We start from the raw sequence: 23,537 nt of genomic DNA, 5'->3' as shown, positions 1-23,537 counted from the left end.
GACATGCGAACTTCAGGCATGCGCCAGGGGGAAGTGCACGCTTGCACACAGGCCACCCTGCGGCAGGTTGTCCAGGCTGACTTTTGCGCCGAGGCGCTTGGCGATGGTTTGTACAATGGCCAGGCCGAGGCCGGCGCCTTGGTCGTTGCCACGGCTGAAGAATCGCTCGAACAGGCGATCACGGTGTTCTGGGTCGATGCCAGGGCCTTGGTCTTCGACGCTCAGCAGCACTGCGCTGGCGGTCTCCTCCAGGCGCACGGTGATCAGCCCGCCTTTGGGTGAGAAATTCGCGGCATTGGTGACCAGGTTGTTCAAGGCAATATCGAGGGTTGCGCTATCGCCCAGTATCCGCAGGGGCGCCTCAGGCGCTTCCAGGCTCACCTCAAGGCCCCTGTCGAGCAGCCAGGGGGTCAGTTGTGCCAATGAGTCACGCACACTGGCAGTCAGGTCGATGGGCTGTAGTGGTGCGCTGCCAAGCCGTGGCTCCAGGCGTGCCATGGTCAAGAGTTGATTGACCAGGCGCGAGGTTCGGTCCACACCGGCAATCAGGTTGTGCAGGGACTGTTGGCGTTCCGCGTCGTTGCGCGCTTCCTGCAGATTCTGCGCGTGTACCCTTAGCACTGCCAGCGGGGTACGCAACTCGTGGGCCGCATCGGCGATGAAACGTCGCTCCCGGCCAAGGACTTCCTGAATCTGTCCCAGCAGCCGATTGAGTGCGGCTTGCATCGGCTCCAGCTCATTGGGCAATGGTGACAGTTGTATGGGCTCCAGCGACCCGGGGTGGCGGGCGCGCAGTGTCGTGGCCATATTGGCCAGTGGTTTGAGCCCCCAGCCAATGGCAAACCAGATCATCGTCGCTAACAACAGGCTGCCAATCAGGTTGGGCCCAAGGGTGTGGCGGACGATGCGGTTGACCAGGTCGTTACGCACATCGTCGCGCTCGCCAACCCAGATGCGCAGGGAGTGCTCAGTGTCGACCAGCACGAAGGTACGCCATTGCTGGTTCTTCAGGTCGACCACATCATTGAAGCCGGCATCGCTCGGCGGTGCAGTGAAGCTCGGTGCACTGGCGGTATGCACCAGTAACTGGCCATCGAGGTTCCAGACCTGAAAGGCCATTTTGCTTTCGTAAGGGTGCCCATCGACCTTAGGGGATGCCTGACCCAGCGCCTCGTTGAACGCACGGTACAGTTCGCTGTGATCGCTGTTGTGCATTGGCATGCGCATGATGCCCTGCAGCAAGCGGGCATTTTGTGCCAGTTGGGCGTCGTAGACTTCGGCAATTTCGTGGTTGCTGTCATGCAGGTTGAGCACAGACAGGGTCATCAGGCCGCCGATCAACAGGCCAATGATCAGGGTCAGGGTTCGCCGCCGGATGGATTTCATCGTGCTTCTTGCACCAGGTAGCCAACGCCGCGAATGGTCCGGATCAAGTCACTGGAGAGCTTCTTGCGCAAGTGGTGGATATGCACCTCAAGCGTGTTGCTTTCTGCTTCGTCGTTCCAGCCGTAGAGCAACTGGGTCAGCCGTTCGCGGGTCATGACCCGGCCGGGGGGGGACAGCAGCTCGTACAGCAGTTGGTACTCTTTGGGGGTCAATGAAACTGGCTGTCCCAGATAGGTGACCTGATGGCTGACAGGGTCCAGGCTGATTCCAGCATGTTCGATGCGCAGTTGGGCGCGCCCGGCACTGCGTCGCATCAAGGCGCGCAGGCGCGCCTTGAGTTCGGCCAGGTCGAAAGGTTTGACCAGGTAGTCGTCGGCACCGGCATCAAGGCCGGCAATGCGGTCTTCGGTGGCATCACGCGCGGTCAGGATCAGCACGGGCAGGTTCGAGCCGCTGCTGCGCAGACGCCGCAACACCTCCAGCCCGTCCATGCGCGGCAGGCCAAGATCGAGGATGGCCAGGTCGAAGGTTTCACTCAGTAACGAGTGCAACGCGCTGCTACCGTCTTTGATCCAGTCGGTGGTATAGCCGTCGCGGCTCAGTGCCTGGTAGATACCTTCACCCAGCGAAACATCGTCCTCGATCAGCAGCAGTCGCATGCCGGCTCCTTGGTCAGTTGAGTTTTTTGTCTATTTCAACCAGCAGCGCCTGTATGTCCTTGTGTCGCCCTTTATCGGCGCTTTCTCGACCCGGACGAGCAGGAGCCTGTTGTGCCTTGAGCAAGGCAGCCTTGGCTTCAGCGTAGTGCTTCTGGCGGTAGAGATGGTCGCCCCAGAAGTACAGGTTGTCTATACCGTTGGGGTTAATCTGCAGTGCTTGTTTGAGCAGCGTATCGGCCTTGTCACTGTCACCGAAGCCGACCGGCCAGCCAGGCACTCGATCATACAGTGCAGCGAGGCTGGCGTAGGCGGAACCCTGCAGCGCCGTCGGGTCGATCGACAAGGCTTTTTCCAGGTCGCTGCGCGCCTCTTTGACCTTGCCCAAGGCACCGAGCCCGCCTTGGGCGCCTGCCCAACTGCTGGTGACGATGCCAGACCAGATCCAGGCCTCGGCTGCGGTTGGGCGCTCCTTGGAAAAGGCATTGGCCTTTGCGGCCAACTGCTCGAAGGCATCGGCGCGTTTACCCTCGGGTGTTTCGTACTGGATTTTTGCCCATTGCTGTTGAATATCGCTCAGGCGTTGTTGGTCGGTGGCGTCCATGGCCCACAGTGAGGTGCTTGATACGGTGGCCAGCAGGGCGATCAGCAGTTTTTTCATGGTTTGTTTTTCTCCGTGGAGCCAATATGGCTGAAGCGTCTGATCAACGGCAGCTGCTTGCGCAGGGCGCGGTCTACCAGGCTTGGCAGCAGGTTATTGAGGCTTACAAAAAAACGCTCAGGCCAGCCCAGGTAAAGGTCGCGGCGGTCACCGGCAATGGCGTGGATCACGGCGTTGGCGACCATTTCCGGGTCGTCGGTATTGGCTTTCAGGGCGTCATTGAGCGCCTGTGCAGCCGCGCTGTTCATGCGTGTCTGGGTCGCTCGTGGGGCCACATAAAGTACGTTCACCCGGGTATCGGCCAGCTCTCGACGCAGTGCTTCGGAAAAGCCGCGCAAGGCGAATTTGCTGGCGCAGTAGGGGGAGTACCCGGGGTAGCCGATCGAACCATAGGTTGAACCGACATTGACCACCATTGCTGCTGGGGCCTCTCTGAGAAGTGGCAACAGCAAGCGTGTCAGCGAAATCGGGGCGATGATGTTCAGGTCAAGCATGTGGCTGATGTCGCTGTCTTCCAGTTGCTCAAGCATGGCGAACTGGTTTACCCCGGCGGCGTTGATCAGCAGATTGATGCCGCCCATGGCCTGGGCGGCATTCTGCACTTTATGCCGGTCTGTGGCGCTGGTCAGGTCTGCCGACACCCAGCGCAGCTGGCTGGGGTAACGCGTCATGCTTGGGCGCAAGGCGTCTTCATGGCGAGACACTGCCAGTACCTGAGCGCCGCTGGCGAGCAGCGCATTGGTGATTGCCAGGCCAATGCCACCACTGGCACCGGTGAGCACGACTCGGGCTTCATTGAGCCGCATGATTGCTCTCCAGCAGGGTTGGTGCCTGGGTGTTTTGCGGCAGTGCCCGGAACATGTCCGCATACAACCGGTAGACCACTTTCGAGGCATGAATGACCGCGGCCTGATCAGCCGGGTCGTCGAGGCGGTCCATCAGTTTGCGGTAGGTCTGCATGTGCCCGATATCCAGCGCGCCATGGGAGTTCAGGTAGCTGAAGGCCTCCTCAGGCAGTGCCAGGCGGTCGCGAATGCGTTCGGCGGCATGGGTTGCCAGGGCGATGCTGGTGCCTTCAAGCACGTTGACCATCCCGAACAGGCCCACCGGGTTGCCACGTGCGATCAGGTCATAGAGAAACGCAACCATCAGCTCGATGGGTTGATCGGGTTGGCCGGTGCGCACCGCTTCACGGTCGCCGCCGCAGGCGACGATATCGTTCAGTACCCACTGCTCATGGCCGTACTCGTCTTCGATGTATTCGCACACTGCGTGGCGCAACCACTCCAGTCGCTCGGGCAGGCGTGCACCGCAGGCCATCATCAGCGGTACGGTATGGCGAACATGGTAGTAGGCCTGAATCAGGAAGGCCCGATAGCTCTCCAGTGTGACCTCACCGGCCAGTGCCTTGCGGATGACCGGAACTTCAAACAGCGCGCTGCGTTCCTGGGCGGTTGCAGCTTGCAGGGCTTCAAAAAAACTCATGACGACAGTTCCTCAGAACGATTAAAGGAGTCCAGTGCCGCGTGGTATTGCTCAAGGATGGCATCGCGGCGTGGTCGGCCATTGGCGGTCAGCAAGCCATTGGCAGGGGTAAAGGGTTGAGGCAAACGCAGCCAGTGATGAACGCGTGCGTAGTCGGGCAGGGCTGTATTGGCCTTGGCTACGGCATCGGCAAGGGCCTGGTCGCTGCAGCTCGGGTCATGAGGCCAGAGCAGGGCTGCGTTATAGGGCAGGGCTTCGCCATGCACGAATGCCTGGGCAATGACCCCGCCTTGGGTGAGTTCTGCTTCCACCCACTCGGGATTGACGTTACGGCCGTAGCTGGTGACGAACTGATGCTTCTTGCGGCCCTTGATGTACAGAAAGCCTTCGTCATCGAACTCACCGATGTCGCCACTGGCCAGCCACGCTTCCGGTTGGGCCGGGTTGCCCAGGTAGCCGAGCATGGTCGAGCCTTGAATCAGTACTTCGCCGTCATCAGCCAGCTTGACCTCTACATGGGGCAATGGTCGCCCAACGCTTCCCGGCCTGATAGCGCCAGGTACGTTCAAGCACACCACCGAGGCGCACTCGGACAAGCCGTAGCCTTCATAGGCCGGTATGCCGAGTTGGTGTGCACCTTGAAGCAGGCCTGGGGATACCCGTGCACCGCCTACCGCGGCAAAGCGCAGGCAGGAAGGATCGAATGCCTGCGCTTGCGTTGCACCGACCAGCAGTTGCAGCAATTGCGGGACCAGAATCAGGCTGTGTGGGCGGCGTTCTGCCAGGCAGCGCAGGAAGGTGGGGGTATCGACGCCGCTGGCGCCACGAATACCCAGGCGGGCCTGGCTAGGCAGGCTTAGCACCGCACCTGCAAAGAGGGCGGCATAGCAACCGAGGTTTTCCAGCAGGATCGCCAAGGGCAGCAGCGCCAGGTGATGATCAGGCTTTACAGGCTCACTGGCCGCCGCCAGCTCTCGGGCCACCCGCAGGAAACTGTCGGCACTGAGGCACACGCCTTTGGGGGCGCCGGTCGTGCCCGATGTGAAGGTGATCTTCGCGGTTCCCTCTGGCAGTACCACGGCTGAGACCGCGGCCTTGCTCCACAGGGTGCCCTGGAAGCGGTAGCCTGCCGCTTCGAGTTCGCTTGCCATGCCGGAGTCAGCGACGACCAGCGGTGCCTGGCATTGCTCCAGGCAGTGCTGGCGTTGCGCAGGGCTGAAAAAGGGCGGCAGGGTAAGGCATGGGCGCTCTTCAAAGAGCACGGCCAGGTCCCACAGCATCGCCTCGGGGCTGTTGTCCAGCGCGAGCACTACACAGCCTTCAGGCTGCTCGCTCAGTAACCGGCGGCGATAATTGACCTCTGACCACAGCGCTTCATAGTCCAGACGCAGTTCGTCACCCCATAGGGCCAGGGCAAAAGGGCGCTCCTGTGCATGGCGTTGCAGTTGATTTTCAAACAGGCTCAGTTCAGGCGACATTGCAGGTCTCCCGATCGACGGGTGGTAGGCCAAGTCGTTTGAACAGCCCGACCTTGGCCAAGTGTTGGAAACCACTGCAGATGTTGCCGATGTGGACACTCGGGCGGCTGTCGTAATACTGGCCCCACGTGTGGCGCTCATCGCCCAGGCGCTGAGGATCTGCTGCGCACAGGGTGGTAGGTTTCAAACCGAGGCGATGGAAACTGTTGACCAGGCCGGTACTGCCGGTAAACGAGACCCACTGAAAGCCTGCAGCACCTAGCAGCCAGGTCATGGTGATGATGCTCAGGCGGGCGCTGCCGGTATCGCTGGCGGCCAGATTGCCGACTTCGACAATGCAGTCGCGCTGCGTCGGTTGCTCGTTCTCTGACGGGATGTAGTGCTCGATTGGCGCATCCAGATACTGTTCCAGAAACAACCCTGAGGTGCTGGCGCGGCGAAGGCCAGCGACGGCACACAAGGCATTGTTCTGGTCTTTCAGGCCAAACAGCTCAGGCATGAAGTGACGTATGTCGGCGCCATGTACCAAGTGAAAACGCTGGCGGATGAAGTCCTCGAACAGTGGGCGCTCATCGCTGTTGGGCAACGCGTGCGCCAGGCTCAACATCGCGCTGTTCTCAGGTGCCAGCCGAAGCGGTAAAGCGAAGGGCCAAATGGTGTCGGTGGGCTCAGGCATCGTGCTTGCTCCTGTATATCGTTGGGAGCAAGTGTCGACGAGTTTTCTTAAGGAAGCCTGAAGATGCGCAGGCTAGAGCGGCTGATTACTTGGGATAGAGGGGTGGCAGGCTACTACTTTCGCCGGGTGTCGGTTGAGTCTGTTCAGCGGTTGGGATAGTGCCAATGGCCCGCCACAGCTCTTCGCCTTGCCAGTATTGTCCGGTTTCGCTGTAAAGCGCGCCGTTCAGACCATCCAGGGCATCGGACAATGGAACGAAGCGAGCCGCCATTTCGGCAAGGGTTTCGGGTTGCTGGCGCGCCCAGGCGTCGAGGGCCTGCCGGGTGGCCTGCGGGTCGTTGGCCTGGCAGGCGCGTTTGAGGTCGTCGAGCAGGGTGCGCGGGCTCGGGCCGCTTTGAGCCGCACGCAGCACGGCCGGTTGTGAGCGGGCCCGCCACCAGAGGGCAAAGCCACTCAAGGTGGTCAGGGCCAGTATCAGTGTGCTGAGTTGCCAGGGCCAGAGCGGGCCGTTTTCAAGGGGGATCGACGTGCTCGGCGTTTCCGCGCTGAGTGCCGGGTTGTCCTGAATCTGCAAGGTTCGCGCGGGCAGACTGCTGCGCTCCAGATGGTCTTCTCGGGTGTTCCACCAAATGACCTCCTGGTTGGGCAGCTCCAGTGTGCCCGCATGCGTTGGCACCAGCGCCTCGCGCTCTTCGCGACTACCGAGCAGGCCGCGGTCGTTGATCTCGTTACGCAGTTGCGGTTGGTCAGGGTAGTGGCGCAGGCCTATGACCTCAGTGTTCGCCAGAGGTGGTATCTGTGTGCTGGACAGGCCTTCGGCCTTGATGGTCACTGTACGGGTCAGGGAGTCGCCAATCTGGGTTGAGGCTTGCGTCGGGTCCGGGCTCCAGTGTTGTTCCAGGGTCAGGTTGCGCGCCGGTAGCCAAGGCGTGTTGGCCGGGTAAGTGGCTGGTATGGGTTTGGCCAACAAGGTAATCGGTGCAGAGCTCACGTGGGTCTGTTTGCCACTGCGCGGGGCGCTGTCTTGATCTGTCGCCGGTTCTACGGTGGTGGCACTGAAGGTCAGGGACGGAATGGTCACGTTGCCGCTTTGCTGTGGGTAGATCGCATAGCGCATTTCGATCACGCCATGGCGTACACCGTTGATTTCTTTCTCGTAGGTCCGTGATTCGCCCAGCGGTTCTACCTTCGCGCCCTCCAGCTGGAGCCGGCTCAGGCTACTGTCATCGTACAGGGCTACCGAGTGGTAGATCCTCAGGGTTAAAACGGCTTGGGCCTGCACATAAATGCTGTCCTGGTCGAGGCTGGCTTCGATGAACACCGGAGCCAGGTTCTCGACCACGTTATCCTGTGCTTGCAGCACCTGAAGCTCAATCGGCTGGCTGCTGACCTCGCCCAGCTGCAGCGCGGGTATTTGCAGGCTGCCACTTTGACGCGGAAGCAGGGTGATGATCCAGCGTGTACTGGCTTGGGTTTCGCCATTGAGGGTGGTCAGGTTGTTCACCTGGCGAGTGTCGCGAACCTCAAAATTGGCCTGCAGGGGCTCCAGGTCTGGCTTGCCAAACTGGGTGATGTCCTGGGTTTGAAGGGTCAGCTCGAGCGTTTCACCGGCGTTCAGGCGTGTGCGGTCGACGCTGGCAAGCAACGCGGCGGCCTGTACCTGCAGGCTGAGGGCAAGGCTGAAAACGAGGGCGCAGGCGCGTCTCATCAATGAGTTTCCTGGTGTTGTTGCTGTTCATACCAAAATTTTCGGCGCAGCAGTTCGGCAGGGTTGTCCGGGATCTGTCGCAACCACTGCTCAAGGGCCTGGCGCTGTTCGGCGTCAAGGCTGCTGTCGCTTGGCCGTTGCGGCGGATGAGTGGTTTCATCATCCTGGTCGCCGCTGTTCCCTTGCTGCGTTTGTTCTGCCCCCGACGACGGGTTCTGGCCTTGCTGTTCTTGTGCGCTTTGAGTGTCTTGCTCGCTGTCAGCCGCGGCGGTACTGCGGCTATCCGTGTTGCTGTCAGTCGTTGTACCGGGCGCGTTCTGTTCGGTTTCCGTTTCAGTGGCCGCAGCCTGTTCCTGCTCGGCAGCTTTTTGCTGGCGCAGCAGTTGCTCGACCAGTGCTTTGTTCGTAATGGCCGGCTGAAGTTCCGGTTGGCGCTCCAGCGCCTGTTCATAAGCATCCACGGCGGCCTCCAACTCTCCGCTGCGTGCGAGGGCGTTACCGCGATTGTAGTGGGCAGCCGCCGTGTTGCTTTCAGCGAACAGGCGCACCGCGCCGGCATAGTCACCGGCCTCGTACAGTGCCAGGGCTTTCCATTGCGGGTTCTGGAAGCGTTTTGCTGCCTCGGCGGGGCGTTGTTGTTCAAGCAGGCGCTGGCCTTGTTGGTCCGGGCGTAGCCACAGGTCATCAAGTTCAAAGGCATGGCTGGGTTGTGGCAGCACCCACAGCAACGGCAGGCAGAACAGCCAGCCGCGACGGCCCGCACAGGCCGCCAGCAACAAGAGCGGCAGCAGCAGCCAGTAGCCCTGATCGGCCCAACTGTCCAACTGCACCGTCTGGCCATCGTCATGCAATGCCCGGGGCGGGGCGAACAGGCCGAGGCCGCGCAGGTCCAGGTCGTCGATTCGGGCATGGCGGTACTTGCCGCCGGTTTCCATGACAAACTCCCTCAGGCTTGCGCTGTCCAGGCGGGGCATGAGAATCGTGCCCTCGGCATCCTTGAGGAATTCGCCATTACTCTGTTTTACCGGTGCGCCTTCTGCGCTGCCAATACCTAGCATCAGCAGCTTTGGTCCCTTGCGGCCCAGCGCCTGGACGATGCCTTGCCGTTCCTCGGTGCTCAACGAGGAGCCAATCAGCAGCAAACGGCCTTGGCCAAGGCCAGCTTGTGACAGCAGGGCCAGGCCTTTGCGTACGGCCAGGTCAGCGCGCTGCCCGGTTTGCGGCATGATCGAGGGGTCCAGGGCTTCAAGCAGGTTGCGGCTGGTGTCCAGGTCGTCGGACAGCGGCACCAGTGTATGCGCGCTGCCGGCATAAACGATGATCGCGGTCTGGCTGTCGCGGCGATGCTCGAGCAGGTCGAGCAGTTTTCGCCGTGCCTGCTCCAGGCGATTGGGCGGGCTGTCAGTCGCAAGCATTTGCGGTGTCAGCTCCAGCAATACCACCAGAGGATCGGCTGGGCGCTGTCGGGTTTCCTCCAGGCGCTGCCAGCTCGGCCCCAGCAAGGCAATGACCGTCACGAGCCACGCCACCCCCAATGCCACCCACGGCAACTTGCTGTCGCGACCGTTGCCACCACCCAGCAGTACGGCGTGGAATGCCGGAGGCAAGATCATCTGCCAGCGACCGGCACGCTTTTGGCGATGCCAGAGCTTCCACAGCAACCAGCCCAGCAGCGGTAGTACCAGCAGCCAGGCAGGGCGTAGCCATTGTGGCCAGAGTTCGATCATCGACGCCTCCGCAGACGCAGACGCTTGAGGCGTTCGCGCCATTCAGGGTGCGGTTGCAGGAAGTGTCGGCTGCTGAGCAGGCGTTGCAGCGGATTGTCGTGCCAGCGCTCACGCACCACCAGCAACACGCTCAGCAGCAGCGCCAGTGCCAGTGGCCAGCTGTACAACGCCTCGGCAGTGCGGGCCTGCGTCGGTTGTTGGGCGACGGGCTCCAGGCGGTCGAGTGTTTCGCCAATAGCCGTCAATTCCTTGCCGTCGCGCGCGCGGAAATAGGCGCCATGGGTCAACTCGGCAATCTCCTTGAGCGAGGCTTCATCCAGGTCCAGGCTTGGGTTGATGCCAAGCAGGCCAGCAGTACCGCTCTGTTCGGGGTCTGCGCCGATGCCGATGGTGTAGATTTTCACGCTCTCCTGAGCTGCCAGGCGTGCGGCGGTCAGCGGATGGATCTGCCCGCCATTGTTGGCGCCGTCGGTGACCAGAATCAGCACCCGGCTTTGTGTCGGGCGTAGCCGCAAGCGCTTGACGGCAAGGCCGATGGCATCACCGATGGCGGTGTTCTTGCCGGCGATGCCAATCTGCGCTTCGTTGAGGAAGGTATGCACGGTGCGCCGGTCGAACGTCAGGGGGGCCTGAAGGTAGGCCTGGCTGCCGAACAGGATCAGGCCGATGCGGTCACCCTGACGGGCCTGGAGAAAATCGCCCAATAGCTGCTTTACCAGGGTCAGGCGGCTGACGTCGTCGTCCTGCCAGCGCATGTCGGGAAAGTCCATCGAGCCGGAAACATCCACGGCGACCATAAGATCACGGCCGCTGGCTGCCACAGGCACAGGCTCACCGAGCCATTGGGGCCGCGCGGCGGCCAGTAACAGCAACAGCCAGACGACGATAAACGGCGTCTGTTGCCGCCATGTGGGCAGGTTCAGCCGGGCGCGGCGTCCGGCCAGGCCTTCCAGTTCATCGAGGAAGGCAACCTTGAGCACCGGTTCGCCGCTGTCGGCGGCGGGCAGCAGCCAGCGCGCCAGCCAGGGTAGCGGAAAAAGGGCGAAGACCCACGGCCATGCCAGCTCAAACATGTTTGCGGATCCAGATCTCAACCGCCTGGGTCAGCCCGGCGATTGCTTTGTCATCGAGCTTGCACTCGGGTTTGTAGGCACCTTCGACCAGCACCATCCAACGCGTCAGGCCCGCAGCCGGGCAGCGATTGTCGAGAAACGCCAGCCATTGCCGACCATTGAGGGTGTGGCTATGGCTGCCAGGGTAATGATTGCGGCAGAGCCGCTTGAGCAGCGCATTGATCTGCTGCAACCAGGCACCGGCGGGTGCGCCGTCGTAGGGTTTTGTCAGGCGCGCCAACTCGGCCAGGGCCTCAAGGCGTATGGGGTCAAGCGGCAACTCGGCACGCACGATGGGTTTTTTCCCCGGCCGCCAGTGACGCAGGCGCCAGGCGCCCCAGCCGAGCAGCGGCAGGAGCAGGAGCAAGGCCCACCAGCCAGGTGCTGGTGGCCACAGACCAATCGGCTCCGGCGCGATCAAGGGTTGCAACTGTTCCAGGCCGTTCATCGTTTTTGCCCTGGACGTTGCGGATTGAGGTACTCGCGCAGTTGCTCGATCATTTCACTCTGGGTGCTCAAGGGCATGAGTACCACCCTCAGCTTCTGTGCCAGCAGCTCCCAGCGCTCGATGCGCGCCTCGCCCTGGCTGCGGTAGCTCTGGCGCAGGTTGGCGTCGAGGGTGTCCAGCTCCAGTTGCGCCCCCCGTTGGGCGAAACGTAACAAACCGGCTGCCGGCAGGGCATGATCCAGTGGATCGGAAAGCGGCAACAGCAGCAGGTCGCAATGGCGTGAGAGCAGGCTCAGTTGTTGTTCGACACTGGTGCTCAGTGCCCGCTCGTCACAGATGACGATGGCCAGGCTGCCGGGGCGCAGAACTTCCCGCGCGCGGCGCAAGGCCATGCCCAGGGTATCGCCTTGCGGTTGCGCTTCGGTGTGCAACGCCTGGTTGGCGCGGGCCAGTCGGTTGAGCAACTGCAGCAGGCTTTGCTTGCTGCGCCGCGGCTTGATCTCATAATAGGCGTTGTCGCCGAACACCAGGCCACCGATACGATCATTGTGGCCCAGCGCCGCCCAGCCAATCAGCGCCGCAGCCTGGGCGGCAAGTACCGACTTGAACATCAGGCCGGAGCCGAAGAACAGCCGCTGACTCTGCTCCACCAGGATGTAGATGGGGCGCTCGCGCTCTTCGTGGAACAGTTTGGTGTGCGGCTCCTGAGTGCGCGCCGTCACTCGCCAATCGATATTGCGCACATCGTCTCCGGCTTGATAGACCCGCACCTGATCGAAGTCCACGCCACGTCCGCGCAGCTTCGAATGGTGCAAGCCGATCAGCGGGCTGCGTTGGCCGGGGGCGGCAAACAGCTGCACCTCGCGCACGCGATGCCGCATTTCGATCAGTTCTGAAAGACCGATGCGAATGCCTGGGGCCGCCAGCAGTTGAGAGGGCATGGGATCAGGCCACGGCAACGACGTCGAGGATGCGCTGGATCACCCGGTCCTGGTCAATACCGGCGGCTTCGGCTTCAAAGGAGAGAATGATGCGGTGACGCAGTACGTCGAACAGTACTGCCTGAATGTCTTCGGGGCTGACAAAGTCTCGGCCCGCCAACCAGGCGTGAGCCCGTGCGCAACGGTCCAGGGCGATGGAGCCACGAGGGCTGGCGCCATAGGCGATCCAGTCGGCCATCTCGGTGTCGAATTTGGCTGGAGTGCGGGTGGCCATGACCAGTTGTACCAGGTATTCCTCCACCGCATCGGCCATGTACAGGCCGAGGATTTCCTTGCGTGCGGCAAAAATGGCCTGCTGACTGACGCGACGTTCCGGCTTGGTTTCGCCGTTGAGGGCTTCGCCACGAGCCTGTTGAAGAATGCGTCGCTCGACCGCGGCATCCGGGAAACCGATTTTCACGTGCATCAGGAAGCGGTCGAGCTGTGCTTCAGGCAGCGGGTAAGTGCCTTCCTGTTCGATCGGGTTCTGGGTGGCCATCACCAGGAACAGGGGCGAGAGCTCATACGTGCTGCGCCCGACGCTGACCTGACGCTCGGCCATGGCTTCAAGCAAGGCCGACTGTACCTTGGCCGGTGCCCGGTTGATTTCATCGGCCAGCACCAGGTTGTGGAAGATGGGGCCTTGCTGGAAGACAAAACTGCCGGTTTCCGGGCGGTAGATCTCGGTGCCGGTAATGTCGGCCGGCAGCAGGTCCGGGGTGAACTGGATCCGGTGGAACTCGGCTTCGATGCCCTCGGCGAGTTCCTTGATCGCCTTGGTCTTGGCCAGGCCCGGCGCGCCTTCCACCAGCATATGGCCATCGGCAAGGAGCACGATCAGCAAGCGCTCGACCAGTTTTTCCTGGCCAAGAATCTGGGTTGAAAGAAAGGTGCGCAGCGCGATCAGCGCTTCACGATGTTCCATCGTCGAGGGTTCCTGGATAAAGAGCCGAGGTGCAGTCCGAAAAAGCCGTCGGCAGGGGTTGATACTTTAATCTATCCAGGGGCTTGGCGACTAACCTCCTTACAGTTCGCTGACGTAGGTACCGGTACCCTTGAGGATGTTCTGCAGGGTTTCTTCGACTTCAGCCAGGTCACTGGCCGGCGTGCTGTGAGTGATTTCCAGGTGGTCGTCACCGCCCAGTGCATCCGCGTCGCCAGGCGCGACCTCGATCAACAGGCGTTGCGGGCCGAGGGTGATCTTCAGGCCGTCGAGGGTCGAAGGCTCGTCGTCGAGGGTGATTTCCACCTCGTCTTCATCCGGGTAACGGGTCATCAGGAACATTTCGCCCTTGTCACTGATGCAACACAGCGTCGCCATGTTGTCTTCTTCGTCGTCGCACGGGGTGGCCATCAATTGGGCGGTGGTCAGTTGCATGGAAGGCTCGATCAATAAGGTGAGGCATGATTCTGCCAGTGTTCAGCTGGCGGATAAACGTCAGCCTGCACGTCAATGACCGAATATGTCGCAGCGGCGCAAGCAGGCGCCTCCCAGGCCTCGTTAAGCTGCGTTGTCGATGGTCACCCGTAAAGACACAGCCTAGCTCTGGAGCGGCAGTCGTTTTTGCAGATGCTCATCCGTTGAATTGGTGAATGTGACCAATGGTTTTACCGTCTTCCTGCTCAGGGTTGGCTATCGTTGACCCGTATCAGGCGCACGCGCACGACGCTTCTCTCAATAATAAAGCCCAAGCGGAGTACCACAGATGGCGTTCTTCACCGCAGCCAGCAAAGCCGACTTCCAGCATCAACTGCAAGCGGCCCTGGCGCAGCACATCAGCGAACAGGCACTGCCACAAGTGGCGCTGTTCGCCGAGCAATTCTTCGGCATCATCTCTCTGGACGAACTGACCCAGCGTCGCCTTTCCGACCTGGCGGGCTGCACCCTTTCAGCCTGGCGCATGCTAGAGCGTTTCGATCACGCCCAGCCGCAGGTTCGTGTCTACAACCCCGATTACGAACGTCATGGCTGGCAGTCGACGCATACCGCCGTCGAAGTGCTGCACCATGATCTGCCGTTTCTGGTCGACTCGGTACGCACCGAGCTGAACCGGCGCGGCTACAGCATCCACACGCTGCAGACCACGGTATTGAGTGTCCGCCGCGGCGCCAAGGGCGAACTGCTGGACATTCTGCCCAAGGGCACCCAGGCAGAGGGCGTTCTGCAAGAATCGCTGATGTACCTGGAGATTGATCGCTGCGCCAACGCCGCCGAGCTGAACCTGCTGACCCGCGAGTTGGAGCAGGTGCTGGCTGAAGTACGGGTTGCCGTTGCCGATTTCGAGCCGATGAAAGCCAAGGTGCGAGAAATGCTCGCGCTGGTCGAGCAGACCGCCTATGCCCCGGCCGAGGCTGAAAAGGCCGAGGTCAAGGGTTTCCTCGAGTGGCTGGTGGGTAACCACTTCACCTTCCTTGGCTACGAGGAGTTCGTGGTCGGTAATGATGCCCAAGGCGCTCATCTGCAGTACGACGAGCAGTCCTTCCTGGGCCTGGCCCGCTTGCTGCGCACCGGCCTGACCGTCGATGAATTGCGCATTGAAGACTACGCGGTCAACTACCTCAAGGAACCGTTGCTGCTGTCCTTTGCCAAGGCGGCTCATCCGAGCCGGGTACACCGTCCGGCCTACCCGGATTACGTGTCGATTCGCCAGTTGGATGCTGACGGCAAGGTGATCAAGGAATGCCGTTTCATGGGCCTCTACACCTCGACGGTGTACGGGGAGAGCGTGCGGGCAATTCCTTATATTCGCGGCAAGGTTGCCGAAATCGAGCGTCGTTCGCTCTTCGACCCCAAGGCGCACCTGGGCAAGGAACTGGCGCAGGTGCTGGAAGTCCTGCCCCGCGACGACCTGTTCCAGACGCCAGTCGACGAGTTGTTCAGTACCGTCATGTCGATTGTGCAGATCCAGGAACGCAACAAGATCCGCGTCTTCCTGCGCAAGGATCCTTACGGCCGCTTCTGCTACTGCCTGGCCTATGTGCCGCGTGACATCTACTCCACCGAAGTGCGGCAGAAGATCCAGCAGGTCCTGATGGATCGCCTGAAAGCCACCGATTGCGAGTTCTGGACCTTCTTCTCCGAGTCCGTGCTGGCGCGTGTGCAACTGATTTTGCGGGTTGACCCGAAGAACCGCATCGAAATCGATCCGCAGCAGCTGGAAAACGAAGTCATTCAGGCCTGCCGTTCGTGGCAGGACGACTACGTCAGCCTGACCGTAGAAAGCTTTGGTGAAGCTCAGGGCACCAATGTTCTGGCGGACTTCCCGAAAGGCTTCCCGGCCGGTTACCGCGAGCGCTTTGCCGCCCATTCGGCGGTGGTCGACATGCAGCACCTGCTGGCGCTGTCCGAGCACAAGCCGCTGGTAATGAGTTTCTACCAGCCGCTGACCCAGACCGGTAAGCATCAACTGTTTTGCAAGCTGTACCACGCCGATACGCCGTTGGCGCTGTCTGACGTGCTGCCGATCCTGGAAAACCTTGGCCTGCGCGTACTGGGCGAGTTCCCTTATCGCCTGCGTCATGCCAATGGTCGCGAGTTCTGGATCCATGACTTCGCCTTCACCTACAGCGAAGGCCTTAACCTGGACATCCAGCAACTCAATGACACCTTGCAGGATGCCTTTGTCCACATCGTCAATGGCGATGCGGAGAACGATGCGTTCAACCGCCTGGTACTGACTGCCGGCCTGCCATGGCGCGATGTTGCGCTGCTGCGTGCCTATGCCCGCTACCTCAAGCAGATTCGCCTGGGCTTTGATCTGGGCTACATCGCCAGTACCTTGAACAACCACACGGATATCGCCCGCGAGCTGGTGCGACTGTTCAAGACCCGCTTCTACCTGGCGCGCAAACTCAACGTTGAAGACCTGGACGACAAGCAGCAACGGTTGGAGCAGGCGATCCTCAGTGCCCTGGACGACGTTCAGGTGCTCAACGAAGACCGCATCCTGCGACGCTACCTGGACCTGATCAAGGCCACCCTGCGGACCAACTTCTACCAGCCCGATGCCAATGGCCATAACAAGTCCTACTTCAGCTTCAAGTTCAATCCGAAGCTGATCCCTGAACTGCCAAAACCAGTGCCGAAGTTCGAGATCTTCGTCTATTCGCCACGGGTCGAGGGTGTGCACCTGCGTTTCGGCAACGTCGCGCGTGGCGGCCTGCGCTGGTCCGACCGTGAGGAAGACTACCGGACTGAAGTGCTGGGCCTGGTGAAGGCGCAACAGGTGAAGAACTCGGTGATTGTCCCGGTCGGTGCCAAGGGTGGTTTCCTCCCGCGTCGCCTGCCACTGGGCGGCAGCCGTGATGACATTCAGGCTGAAGGTATCGCCTGCTACCGCATCTTCATCTCTGGCCTGTTGGACATTACCGACAACCTCAAGGACGGCGCCCTGGTGCCGCCGGCCAATGTGGTGCGCCACGACGACGATGACCCGTACCTGGTGGTCGCGGCCGACAAGGGCACCGCGACCTTCTCCGACATCGCCAACGGCATTGCCATCGACTACGGCTTCTGGCTCGGCGATGCCTTCGCCTCGGGCGGCTCGGCCGGTTACGACCACAAGAAGATGGGCATCACGGCCCGTGGCGCCTGGGTTGGTGTGCAGCGGCATTTCCGCGAGCGCGGTATCAACGTACAGGAAGACCCGATCAGTGTGATCGGCATTGGCGACATGGCCGGTGACGTCTTCGGTAACGGCTTGCTGATGTCCGACAAGCTGCAACTGGTCGCGGCATTCAACCACCTGCACATTTTTATCGATCCGAACCCGGAGCCAGCCAGCAGCTTCGCCGAACGCAAGCGGTTGTTCGACTTGCCGCGTTCAGCCTGGAGCGACTACGACACCAGCATCATGTCCGAAGGCGGCGGGATCTTCCCGCGCAGCGCCAAAAGCATCGCGATTACCCCGCAGATGAAAGCGCGCTTTGCCATCGAAGCAGACAAGCTGACCCCGACCGAGCTGCTCAATGCGTTGCTCAAGGCGCCGGTTGACTTGCTGTGGAACGGCGGTATTGGCACTTACGTCAAATCGAGTGAAGAGAGCCACGCCGATGTGGGCGACAAGGCCAACGACGCCCTGCGCGTCGACGGTAACGAGTTGCGCTGCAAAGTGGTGGGCGAGGGCGGCAACCTCGGTATGACCCAGCTTGGCCGTGTCGAGTTCGGCCTGAACGGCGGTGCAACCAACACCGACTTCATCGATAACGCCGGTGGCGTGGACTGCTCTGACCACGAGGTCAATATCAAGATCCTGCTCAACGAAGTGGTGCAGGCTGGCGACATGACCGAGAAGCAGCGCAACCAGTTGCTGGGCAGCATGACCGAGGAAGTTTCCGCGCTGGTGCTGGGCAACAACTACAAGCAGACCCAGGCGTTGTCGCTGGCTGCACGCCGTGCCAAGGAGCGCATTGCCGAGTACAAGCGCCTGATGGCTGACCTGGAAAGCCGTGGCAAGCTGGACCGCGCCATCGAGTTCCTGCCGAGCGAAGAGCAACTGGCTGAGCGCCTGGCGGCAAACCAGGGCCTGACCCGCGCTGAATTGTCGGTACTGATCTCCTACAGCAAGATCGACCTCAAGGAAGCGCTGCTCAAGTCGCTGGTGCCGGACGACGACTACCTGACCCGTGACATGGAGACGGCGTTCCCGCCGTCGTTGGTCAACAAGTTCGCCGAGGCCATGCGTCGCCATCGCCTGAAACGCGAGATCGTCAGTACCCAGATCGCCAACGACCTGGTCAACAACATGGGCATCACCTTCGTCCAACGGCTCAAGGAGTCCACGGGCATGAGCCCGGCGAACGTTGCCGGCGCCTATGTCATCGTGCGCGACATCTTCCACCTGCCGCACTGGTTCCGCCAGATCGAGGCACTGGACTATCAGGTCTCGGCCGAGGTGCAGTTGACCCTGATGGACGAGCTGATGCGTCTTGGGCGTCGCGCTACTCGCTGGTTCCTGCGTAGCCGTCGTAACGAACAGGATGCCGGGCGCGACGCGGCGCACTTCGGGCCGAAAATCGCTGCGCTGGGCCTGAAACTGGACGAGCTGCTGGAAGGTCCGACCCGTGAACGCTGGCAGGCCCGCTACCAGGGCTTCGTCGAAGCCGGTGTGCCGGAGTTGCTGGCGCGAATGGTTGCCGGTACGACGCACCTGTACACACTGTTGCCGATCATCGAAGCGTCCGACGTAACCGGGCAAGACCCGGCCGAAGTGGCCAAGGCCTTCTTCGCCGTGGGCAGCGCCCTGGACCTGACCTGGTACCTGCAGGAAATCAGCAACCTGCCGGTGGAAAACAACTGGCAGGCCCTGGCACGCGAAGCGTTCCGTGACGACATCGACCTGCAGCAGCGAGCAATTACCATCTCGGTATTGCAGATGGTCGATGCACCGCAGGACATGGACGCTCGGGTTGCATTGTGGATGGGGCAGCATGCGGTGATGGTGCAGCGCTGGCGCGTCATGCTTGAGGAGTTGCGTGCGGCGACGGGGACGGACTACGCGATGTATGCCGTGGCCAACCGTGAACTGGTGGATCTGGCATTGAGCGGGCAGTCGACGCTCTGATGCCGGGGTAACAAACCAGGCTGCTGACAAACCCCCGCTTTTTAGCGGGGGTTTGTTTTTAGGCTAACGATGCAGACGCCGCGTCGACGCCATCACAGGCAAGCCTGCATCCCACCTGAAACCCACGCGTTCCTGGGTGCTATTTGAAGCGCCGCTCTACGCCTTTTTCCACCAGGATCTTCGCGGAGATCTCTTCCACCGAGAAGTGGGTGGAGTTGATGTGCGGAATGTTCTCGCGGCGGAACAGGTTCTCCACTTCACGCACTTCGAATTCGCACTGGGCAAAGCTGGCATAGCGACTGTTGGGCTTGCGCTCGTGGCGGATCGCGGTGAGGCGGTCCGGGTCGATGGTCAGGCCGAACAGCTTGTGCTGGTGTTTTTTCAGTGCCGTGGGCAACTGCAAACGTTCCATGTCATCTTCGGTCAGCGGGTAGTTGGCTGCGCGGATGCCGAATTGCATGGCCATGTACAGGCAGGTCGGGGTTTTGCCGCAACGGGATACACCCACCAGAATCAAGTCGGCCTTGTCGTAGTAGTGCGTGCGCGCGCCGTCGTCGTTGTCCAGCGCGAAGTTCACCGCCTCGATACGCTCCATGTAGTTGGAGTTGCCACCGATCGAATGGGATTTGCCCACTGAGTAGGAGGAGTGCGCAGTCAGCTCTTGTTCCAGAGGGGAGAGGAAGGTTGAAAAGATATCGATCATGAAGCCATTGGAGGTCGCCAGTACCTCGCGAATGTCCTGGTTGACGATGGTGTCGAAGATGATCGGACGCGCCCCGTCGCGTTCTGCGGCAGCGTTGATTTGCTGTACCATGGTGTGCGCTTTTTCCACGCTATCAATGTACGGTCGCGTGAATTTATTGAAGGGAATGTTCTCGAACTGCGCTAGTAGGCTTTGTCCCAGGGTCTCGGCGGTGATGCCGGTGCCATCGGAAATAAAGAAAGCAGATCGTTTCATTTGCGCCATGGGCCTTAAGCTGGTGACGAATCTTGGATATGATAGGTTCGGTTTGCCGAACAACCCTTGTCGGCATTCTCACTTATTTTCCAGGTCCAGGCCACAAGCGCCCGGCACGTTCCTAGCGAAATCGCCGGCGTCCTGAGCTTTTCCAATACAGTCAGTGGAGAGATCACCTTGGTAGAGTACGTAGTTTCCCTCGATAAGCTCGGCGTCCATGATGTGGAGCATGTGGGGGGCAAGAACGCATCCCTCGGCGAGATGATCAGTAACCTTGCCGGCGCCGGTGTATCGGTTCCTGGCGGCTTTGCCACTACGGCTCAGGCATACCGTGATTTTCTTGAGCAGAGTGGCCTGAACGAGCGTATCCACGCCGCACTCGACGCGCTGGACGTGGACGACGTCAACGCCCTGGTAAAAACCGGTGCGCAGATTCGTCAGTGGGTGATGGACGCAGAGTTCCCGGCGCGTCTGGATGCCGAAATCCGCACCGCCTTTGCTGAAATGTCCCAGGGCAACCCGAACATGGCCGTCGCCGTGCGTTCCTCGGCCACTGCCGAAGACTTGCCAGACGCCTCGTTCGCGGGTCAGCAGGAGACTTTCCTGAATATTCGTGGCGTGGACAACGTGATCCGCGCCGCCAAGGAGGTTTTTGCCTCCCTGTTCAACGACCGTGCCATTGCTTACCGTGTGCACCAGGGCTTCGACCACAAGCTGGTCGCCCTGTCGGCTGGCGTGCAGCGCATGGTCCGCTCCGAAACCGGTACCGCCGGTGTGATGTTCACCCTCGACACCGAGTCGGGCTTCCGTGACGTGGTTTTCATCACTGGCGCCTACGGCCTGGGCGAGACCGTGGTGCAAGGCGCGGTGAACCCGGACGAGTTTTACGTCCACAAGAACACCCTGCAGGCAGGCCGTCCTGCCATCCTGCGCCGCAACCTGGGCAGCAAGGCAATCAAGATGATCTACGGCGACGAGGCCAAGGCCGGTCGTTCGGTCAAGGTCGTCGATGTTGATCGTGCCGACCGCGCCCGTTTCTGCCTCAGCGATGCCGAAGTCACCGAGCTGGCCAAGCAGGCCATGATCATCGAGCAGCACTACCAGCGCCCGATGGACATCGAGTGGGCCAAGGACGGTGATGACGGCAAGCTGTACATCGTTCAGGCCCGTCCTGAAACGGTGAAGAGCCGTTCCAGTGCCAATGTCATGGAACGCTACCTGCTCAAGGAAACCGGCAAAGTGCTGGTGGAAGGCCGTGCCATCGGTCAGCGCATCGGCGCTGGCAAGGTGCGCGTGATCCACGATATCGCCGAAATGGACAAGGTCCAGCCAGGCGACGTGCTGGTATCGGACATGACCGACCCGGACTGGGAACCGATCATGAAGCGCGCCAGCGCGATCGTTACCAACCGGGGTGGCCGTACTTGCCACGCCGCGATCATTGCGCGTGAGCTGGGCATCCCTGCCGTCGTAGGTTGTGGTAACGCCACCCAGGTGCTCAAAGACGGCCAGGGCGTGACGGTTTCCTGCGCCGAGGGCGACACCGGTTTCATCTTCGAAGGTGAGCTGGGCTTCGATGTGCGTCAGAACTCGGTCGACGCCATGCCTGACCTGCCGTTCAAGATCATGATGAACGTCGGTAACCCGGATCGTGCATTCGACTTCGCCCAGTTGCCCAACGCCGGTGTAGGCCTGGCGCGCCTGGAGTTCATCATCAACCGCATGATCGGCGTGCACCCGAAAGCACTGCTGAACTACGCCGGTTTGCCGCAAGAGCTGAAAGACAGCGTCGACAAGCGTATCGCCGGCTACGATGACCCCGTGGGCTTCTACGTCGAGAAACTGGTCGAAGGCATCAGCACCCTGGCAGCAGCGTTCTGGCCGAAGAAGGTGATCGTGCGCCTGTCGGACTTCAAGTCCAACGAATACGCCAACCTGATCGGCGGCAAGCTCTACGAGCCGGAAGAAGAAAACCCGATGCTGGGCTTCCGTGGCGCCTCGCGTTACATCAGCGAGTCGTTCCGCGACTGCTTCGAGCTCGAGTGCCGTGCGCTCAAGCGTGTGCGCAACGAAATGGGCCTGACCAACGTCGAGATCATGGTACCGTTCGTCCGTACCCTTGGCGAAGCCAGCCAGGTGGTCGACCTGTTGGCCGAAAACGGTCTGGGCCGTGGCGTGAACGGTCTGCGCGTGATCATGATGTGCGAACTGCCATCCAACGCCATCCTGGCCGATGAGTTCCTGGAGTATTTCGATGGTTTCTCCATCGGCTCCAACGACCTGACCCAGCTGACCCTGGGCCTGGACCGTGACTCCGGGATCATCGCCCACCTGTTCGATGAGCGTAACCCTGCGGTCAAGAAGCTGTTGGCCAACGCCATCCAGGCGTGCAACAAGGCCGGCAAGTACATCGGTATCTGTGGCCAAGGCCCATCCGACCATCCGGACCTGGCCAAGTGGCTGATGGAGCAGGGGATCGAGAGCGTCTCGCTGAACCCTGACTCCGTGCTTGAGACCTGGTTCTTCCTGGCCGAGGGGCAAGGCGCAGCAAACTGATGCGCTGAAATGAAGCGCTCGATCGCCGGAGTTTGGCGTTCGAGCGCTTCCACCGAATTTTTCAGGGCGTGTTCCAGTGATGGTGCTCGCCCTTTTTTGTGCAAGAGATCTATGCAAAGCAGCAGTAGCCTTTTTCCCGTGGCCTTGCTCAGTGCCGAGCGCCGGGGAGACCTGAGCGAAGATGTCTACCGCCTCAAGGCTGGCAACAGCCCTGACCGCACGGTAGAACTGGCGGTGACACGACTGGGCCTGGCTGATCAGGAGCAGGTTCGTGGTGTGCCGGTGATTCTTCTGCACGGCAGTTTTTCCAACCGGCGTTTTTGGTACTCGCCGCGGGGTATCGGCCTGGGTGCCCATCTGGCTCGGGCCGGTTTCGATGTCTGGATGCCAGAAATGCGTGGGCATGGCCTGTCGCCGCGTAACCGCGAGTACCGGCAAAACCGCGTGGCCGACTATGCACGCTATGACCTGCCGGCGATTGCCGCGTTTGTGCGTGAGCAGGCGGGCCAGGTGCCGCATTGGCTGGGGCACTCCTTGGGAGGGACGACCTTGGCGGCGGCGCTGGGGGGTAGCTGGCTGGGTGCCGAAGAGGTGGCCAGCGCGGCATTCTTTGGCACTCAGGTCAGTCGCATTTACTGGCCGCTGAAGATTCCACCGGTGGAATGGACCTCTCGGCTATTGCTCAAGCGCTTTGTGCATTTGTCCGGTGCCAGGCTGGGGCGTGGCCCAGAGGACGAACCGATTGGCCTGGCGCTGGAAAGCATGCGCTGGCATGGGCTGTTCGGCCGCTTCGGTGACAAGAAGCAGGACTGGTGGGCCGGCCTTGCCGATGTTCAGGTGCCCATACTGGCGGTGGCAGGGGCAGGGGATCACCAGGACCCCGTCTGGGCCTGTCGCAAGCTGTTCGAGCAAATGGGCAGTGAGCACAAGCAGTTCGTACGGCTGGGCGCGGAGGAAGGTTTTGACAACTTCGGGCATGTCGACATGCTGGTGAGCAAACCGGCTCAAGTGCAAGTCTGGCCAATGGTCGAGCGTTGGTTGCGCGATCCGCTGCTGCCGCTGCTGGACAGTCGCGAACAGAGCATTTCTCCAGAGCCTGGTTACGGCTAATATGTGACGATTGTCGTCGTTTCGGTCACTTTG

At 61.2% G+C, this 23,537-nt stretch carries 18 protein-coding genes; 3 read left to right on the top strand and 15 right to left on the bottom strand.

Translation table 11 applies throughout. The features are described from left to right. Positions 1–12: 12 nt before the first annotated feature. The 14 genes from AB7M23_RS22530 to AB7M23_RS22465 form a co-directional block, all read right to left on the bottom strand. Entirely contained in the window at positions 13–1,386 is a 1,374-nt protein-coding gene (locus AB7M23_RS22530) for an ATP-binding protein (RefSeq protein WP_454242073.1), read from the bottom strand. Then, the gene (locus AB7M23_RS22525) at positions 1,383–2,045 is read right to left on the bottom strand and encodes a response regulator (protein ID WP_099775433.1); all 663 of its coding nucleotides are present in this window, start codon (positions 2,043–2,045) and stop codon (positions 1,383–1,385) included. The genes AB7M23_RS22530 and AB7M23_RS22525 overlap by 4 nt, the downstream gene beginning before the upstream one ends. Before the next feature lie 13 nt (positions 2,046–2,058). Next, positions 2,059–2,703 carry a hypothetical protein gene (locus tag AB7M23_RS22520; protein ID WP_099775432.1) on the bottom strand — a complete coding sequence of 215 codons (645 nt, stop codon included), beginning with the start codon at positions 2,701–2,703 and terminating at the stop codon, positions 2,059–2,061. Next, positions 2,700–3,509 (bottom strand): SDR family oxidoreductase, encoded by an 810-nt coding sequence (locus AB7M23_RS22515; protein WP_065758590.1) that lies wholly within the window; start codon positions 3,507–3,509, stop codon positions 2,700–2,702. Before AB7M23_RS22515 ends, AB7M23_RS22520 begins: the two co-directional genes overlap by 4 nt. After that, entirely contained in the window at positions 3,496–4,188 is a 693-nt protein-coding gene (locus AB7M23_RS22510) for a TenA family transcriptional regulator (RefSeq protein ID WP_454242072.1), read from the bottom strand. Before AB7M23_RS22510 ends, AB7M23_RS22515 begins: the two co-directional genes overlap by 14 nt. Further along, positions 4,185–5,666 carry an AMP-binding protein gene (locus AB7M23_RS22505; RefSeq protein ID WP_454242071.1) on the bottom strand — a complete coding sequence of 494 codons (1,482 nt, stop codon included), beginning with the start codon at positions 5,664–5,666 and terminating at the stop codon, positions 4,185–4,187. The genes AB7M23_RS22510 and AB7M23_RS22505 overlap by 4 nt, the downstream gene beginning before the upstream one ends. Then, a complete protein-coding gene (locus AB7M23_RS22500) occupies positions 5,656–6,342 on the bottom strand; it encodes a thermostable hemolysin (protein ID WP_454242070.1) in 687 nt (228 codons plus the stop codon). The genes AB7M23_RS22505 and AB7M23_RS22500 overlap by 11 nt, the downstream gene beginning before the upstream one ends. Positions 6,343–6,427: 85 nt before the next feature. Next, positions 6,428–8,050, bottom strand: coding sequence for a BatD family protein (locus tag AB7M23_RS22495; RefSeq protein WP_454242069.1), 1,623 nt, complete (start codon positions 8,048–8,050; stop codon positions 6,428–6,430). Continuing rightward, positions 8,050–9,777 (bottom strand): VWA domain-containing protein, encoded by a 1,728-nt coding sequence (locus AB7M23_RS22490; protein ID WP_454242068.1) that lies wholly within the window; start codon positions 9,775–9,777, stop codon positions 8,050–8,052. Before AB7M23_RS22490 ends, AB7M23_RS22495 begins: the two co-directional genes overlap by 1 nt. Further along, a complete protein-coding gene (locus AB7M23_RS22485; protein WP_330522957.1) occupies positions 9,774–10,850 on the bottom strand; it encodes a vWA domain-containing protein in 1,077 nt (358 codons plus the stop codon). The genes AB7M23_RS22490 and AB7M23_RS22485 overlap by 4 nt, the downstream gene beginning before the upstream one ends. Further along, the gene (locus AB7M23_RS22480; RefSeq protein ID WP_330522956.1) at positions 10,843–11,337 is read right to left on the bottom strand and encodes a DUF4381 domain-containing protein; all 495 of its coding nucleotides are present in this window, start codon (positions 11,335–11,337) and stop codon (positions 10,843–10,845) included. Before AB7M23_RS22480 ends, AB7M23_RS22485 begins: the two co-directional genes overlap by 8 nt. Next, positions 11,334–12,278, bottom strand: a complete 945-nt coding sequence (locus tag AB7M23_RS22475; RefSeq protein WP_065758598.1) for a DUF58 domain-containing protein — start codon at positions 12,276–12,278, stop codon at positions 11,334–11,336. The genes AB7M23_RS22480 and AB7M23_RS22475 overlap by 4 nt, the downstream gene beginning before the upstream one ends. A 4-nt stretch (positions 12,279–12,282) precedes the next feature. Then, positions 12,283–13,242 (bottom strand): AAA family ATPase, encoded by a 960-nt coding sequence (locus AB7M23_RS22470; protein ID WP_099775428.1) that lies wholly within the window; start codon positions 13,240–13,242, stop codon positions 12,283–12,285. A 99-nt stretch (positions 13,243–13,341) separates the two neighbouring features. Next, on the bottom strand, positions 13,342–13,695 hold the full coding sequence (locus AB7M23_RS22465; RefSeq protein WP_409278849.1) for a hypothetical protein: 354 nt from the start codon (positions 13,693–13,695) through the stop codon (positions 13,342–13,344). A gap of 328 nt (positions 13,696–14,023) precedes the next feature. Here AB7M23_RS22465 and AB7M23_RS22460 point away from each other — a divergent pair, with 328 nt between their 5' ends. After that, a complete protein-coding gene (locus AB7M23_RS22460) occupies positions 14,024–18,880 on the top strand; it encodes an NAD-glutamate dehydrogenase (RefSeq protein ID WP_454242067.1) in 4,857 nt (1,618 codons plus the stop codon). 139 nt (positions 18,881–19,019) lie between these two features. Here AB7M23_RS22460 and ppsR read toward each other — a convergent pair whose 3' ends face one another. Continuing rightward, positions 19,020–19,838, bottom strand: a complete 819-nt coding sequence (gene ppsR, locus AB7M23_RS22455; RefSeq protein ID WP_065758614.1) for a posphoenolpyruvate synthetase regulatory kinase/phosphorylase PpsR — start codon at positions 19,836–19,838, stop codon at positions 19,020–19,022. Between the two features lie 177 nt (positions 19,839–20,015). Between ppsR and ppsA the strand changes: the two genes are divergently transcribed. After that, positions 20,016–22,394, top strand: coding sequence for a phosphoenolpyruvate synthase (gene ppsA, locus AB7M23_RS22450; protein ID WP_065758602.1), 2,379 nt, complete (start codon positions 20,016–20,018; stop codon positions 22,392–22,394). Positions 22,395–22,505: 111 nt separating this feature from the next. Then, entirely contained in the window at positions 22,506–23,504 is a 999-nt protein-coding gene (locus tag AB7M23_RS22445) for an alpha/beta fold hydrolase (protein ID WP_454242066.1), read from the top strand. The last annotated feature ends 33 nt before the right edge of the window (positions 23,505–23,537 follow it).

This window comes from Pseudomonas sp. HLS-6 TE3448 (genome assembly GCF_053629555.1).
The sequence above is the reverse complement of the archived record's forward strand: the minus strand, read 5'-3'. Positions and strand labels throughout refer to the sequence as shown.

Excerpts from the sequence above, each read along its gene's own strand:
- AB7M23_RS22530 (WP_454242073.1), bottom strand. The coding sequence starts at position 1,386 with ATGAAATCCATCCGGCGGCGAACCCTGACCCTGATCATTGGCCTGTTG.
- AB7M23_RS22525 (WP_099775433.1), bottom strand. The coding sequence starts at position 2,045 with ATGCGACTGCTGCTGATCGAGGACGATGTTTCGCTGGGTGAAGGTATC.
- AB7M23_RS22520 (WP_099775432.1), bottom strand. The coding sequence starts at position 2,703 with ATGAAAAAACTGCTGATCGCCCTGCTGGCCACCGTATCAAGCACCTCA.
- AB7M23_RS22515 (WP_065758590.1), bottom strand. The coding sequence starts at position 3,509 with ATGCGGCTCAATGAAGCCCGAGTCGTGCTCACCGGTGCCAGTGGTGGC.
- AB7M23_RS22510 (WP_454242072.1), bottom strand. The coding sequence starts at position 4,188 with ATGAGTTTTTTTGAAGCCCTGCAAGCTGCAACCGCCCAGGAACGCAGC.
- AB7M23_RS22505 (WP_454242071.1), bottom strand. The coding sequence starts at position 5,666 with ATGTCGCCTGAACTGAGCCTGTTTGAAAATCAACTGCAACGCCATGCA.
- AB7M23_RS22500 (WP_454242070.1), bottom strand. The coding sequence starts at position 6,342 with ATGCCTGAGCCCACCGACACCATTTGGCCCTTCGCTTTACCGCTTCGG.
- AB7M23_RS22495 (WP_454242069.1), bottom strand. The coding sequence starts at position 8,050 with ATGAGACGCGCCTGCGCCCTCGTTTTCAGCCTTGCCCTCAGCCTGCAG.
- AB7M23_RS22490 (WP_454242068.1), bottom strand. The coding sequence starts at position 9,777 with ATGATCGAACTCTGGCCACAATGGCTACGCCCTGCCTGGCTGCTGGTA.
- AB7M23_RS22485 (WP_330522957.1), bottom strand. The coding sequence starts at position 10,850 with ATGTTTGAGCTGGCATGGCCGTGGGTCTTCGCCCTTTTTCCGCTACCC.
- AB7M23_RS22480 (WP_330522956.1), bottom strand. The coding sequence starts at position 11,337 with ATGAACGGCCTGGAACAGTTGCAACCCTTGATCGCGCCGGAGCCGATT.
- AB7M23_RS22475 (WP_065758598.1), bottom strand. The coding sequence starts at position 12,278 with ATGCCCTCTCAACTGCTGGCGGCCCCAGGCATTCGCATCGGTCTTTCA.
- AB7M23_RS22470 (WP_099775428.1), bottom strand. The coding sequence starts at position 13,242 with ATGGAACATCGTGAAGCGCTGATCGCGCTGCGCACCTTTCTTTCAACC.
- AB7M23_RS22465 (WP_409278849.1), bottom strand. The coding sequence starts at position 13,695 with ATGCAACTGACCACCGCCCAATTGATGGCCACCCCGTGCGACGACGAA.
- AB7M23_RS22460 (WP_454242067.1), top strand. The coding sequence starts at position 14,024 with ATGGCGTTCTTCACCGCAGCCAGCAAAGCCGACTTCCAGCATCAACTG.
- ppsR (WP_065758614.1), bottom strand. The coding sequence starts at position 19,838 with ATGAAACGATCTGCTTTCTTTATTTCCGATGGCACCGGCATCACCGCC.
- AB7M23_RS22445 (WP_454242066.1), top strand. The coding sequence starts at position 22,506 with ATGCAAAGCAGCAGTAGCCTTTTTCCCGTGGCCTTGCTCAGTGCCGAG.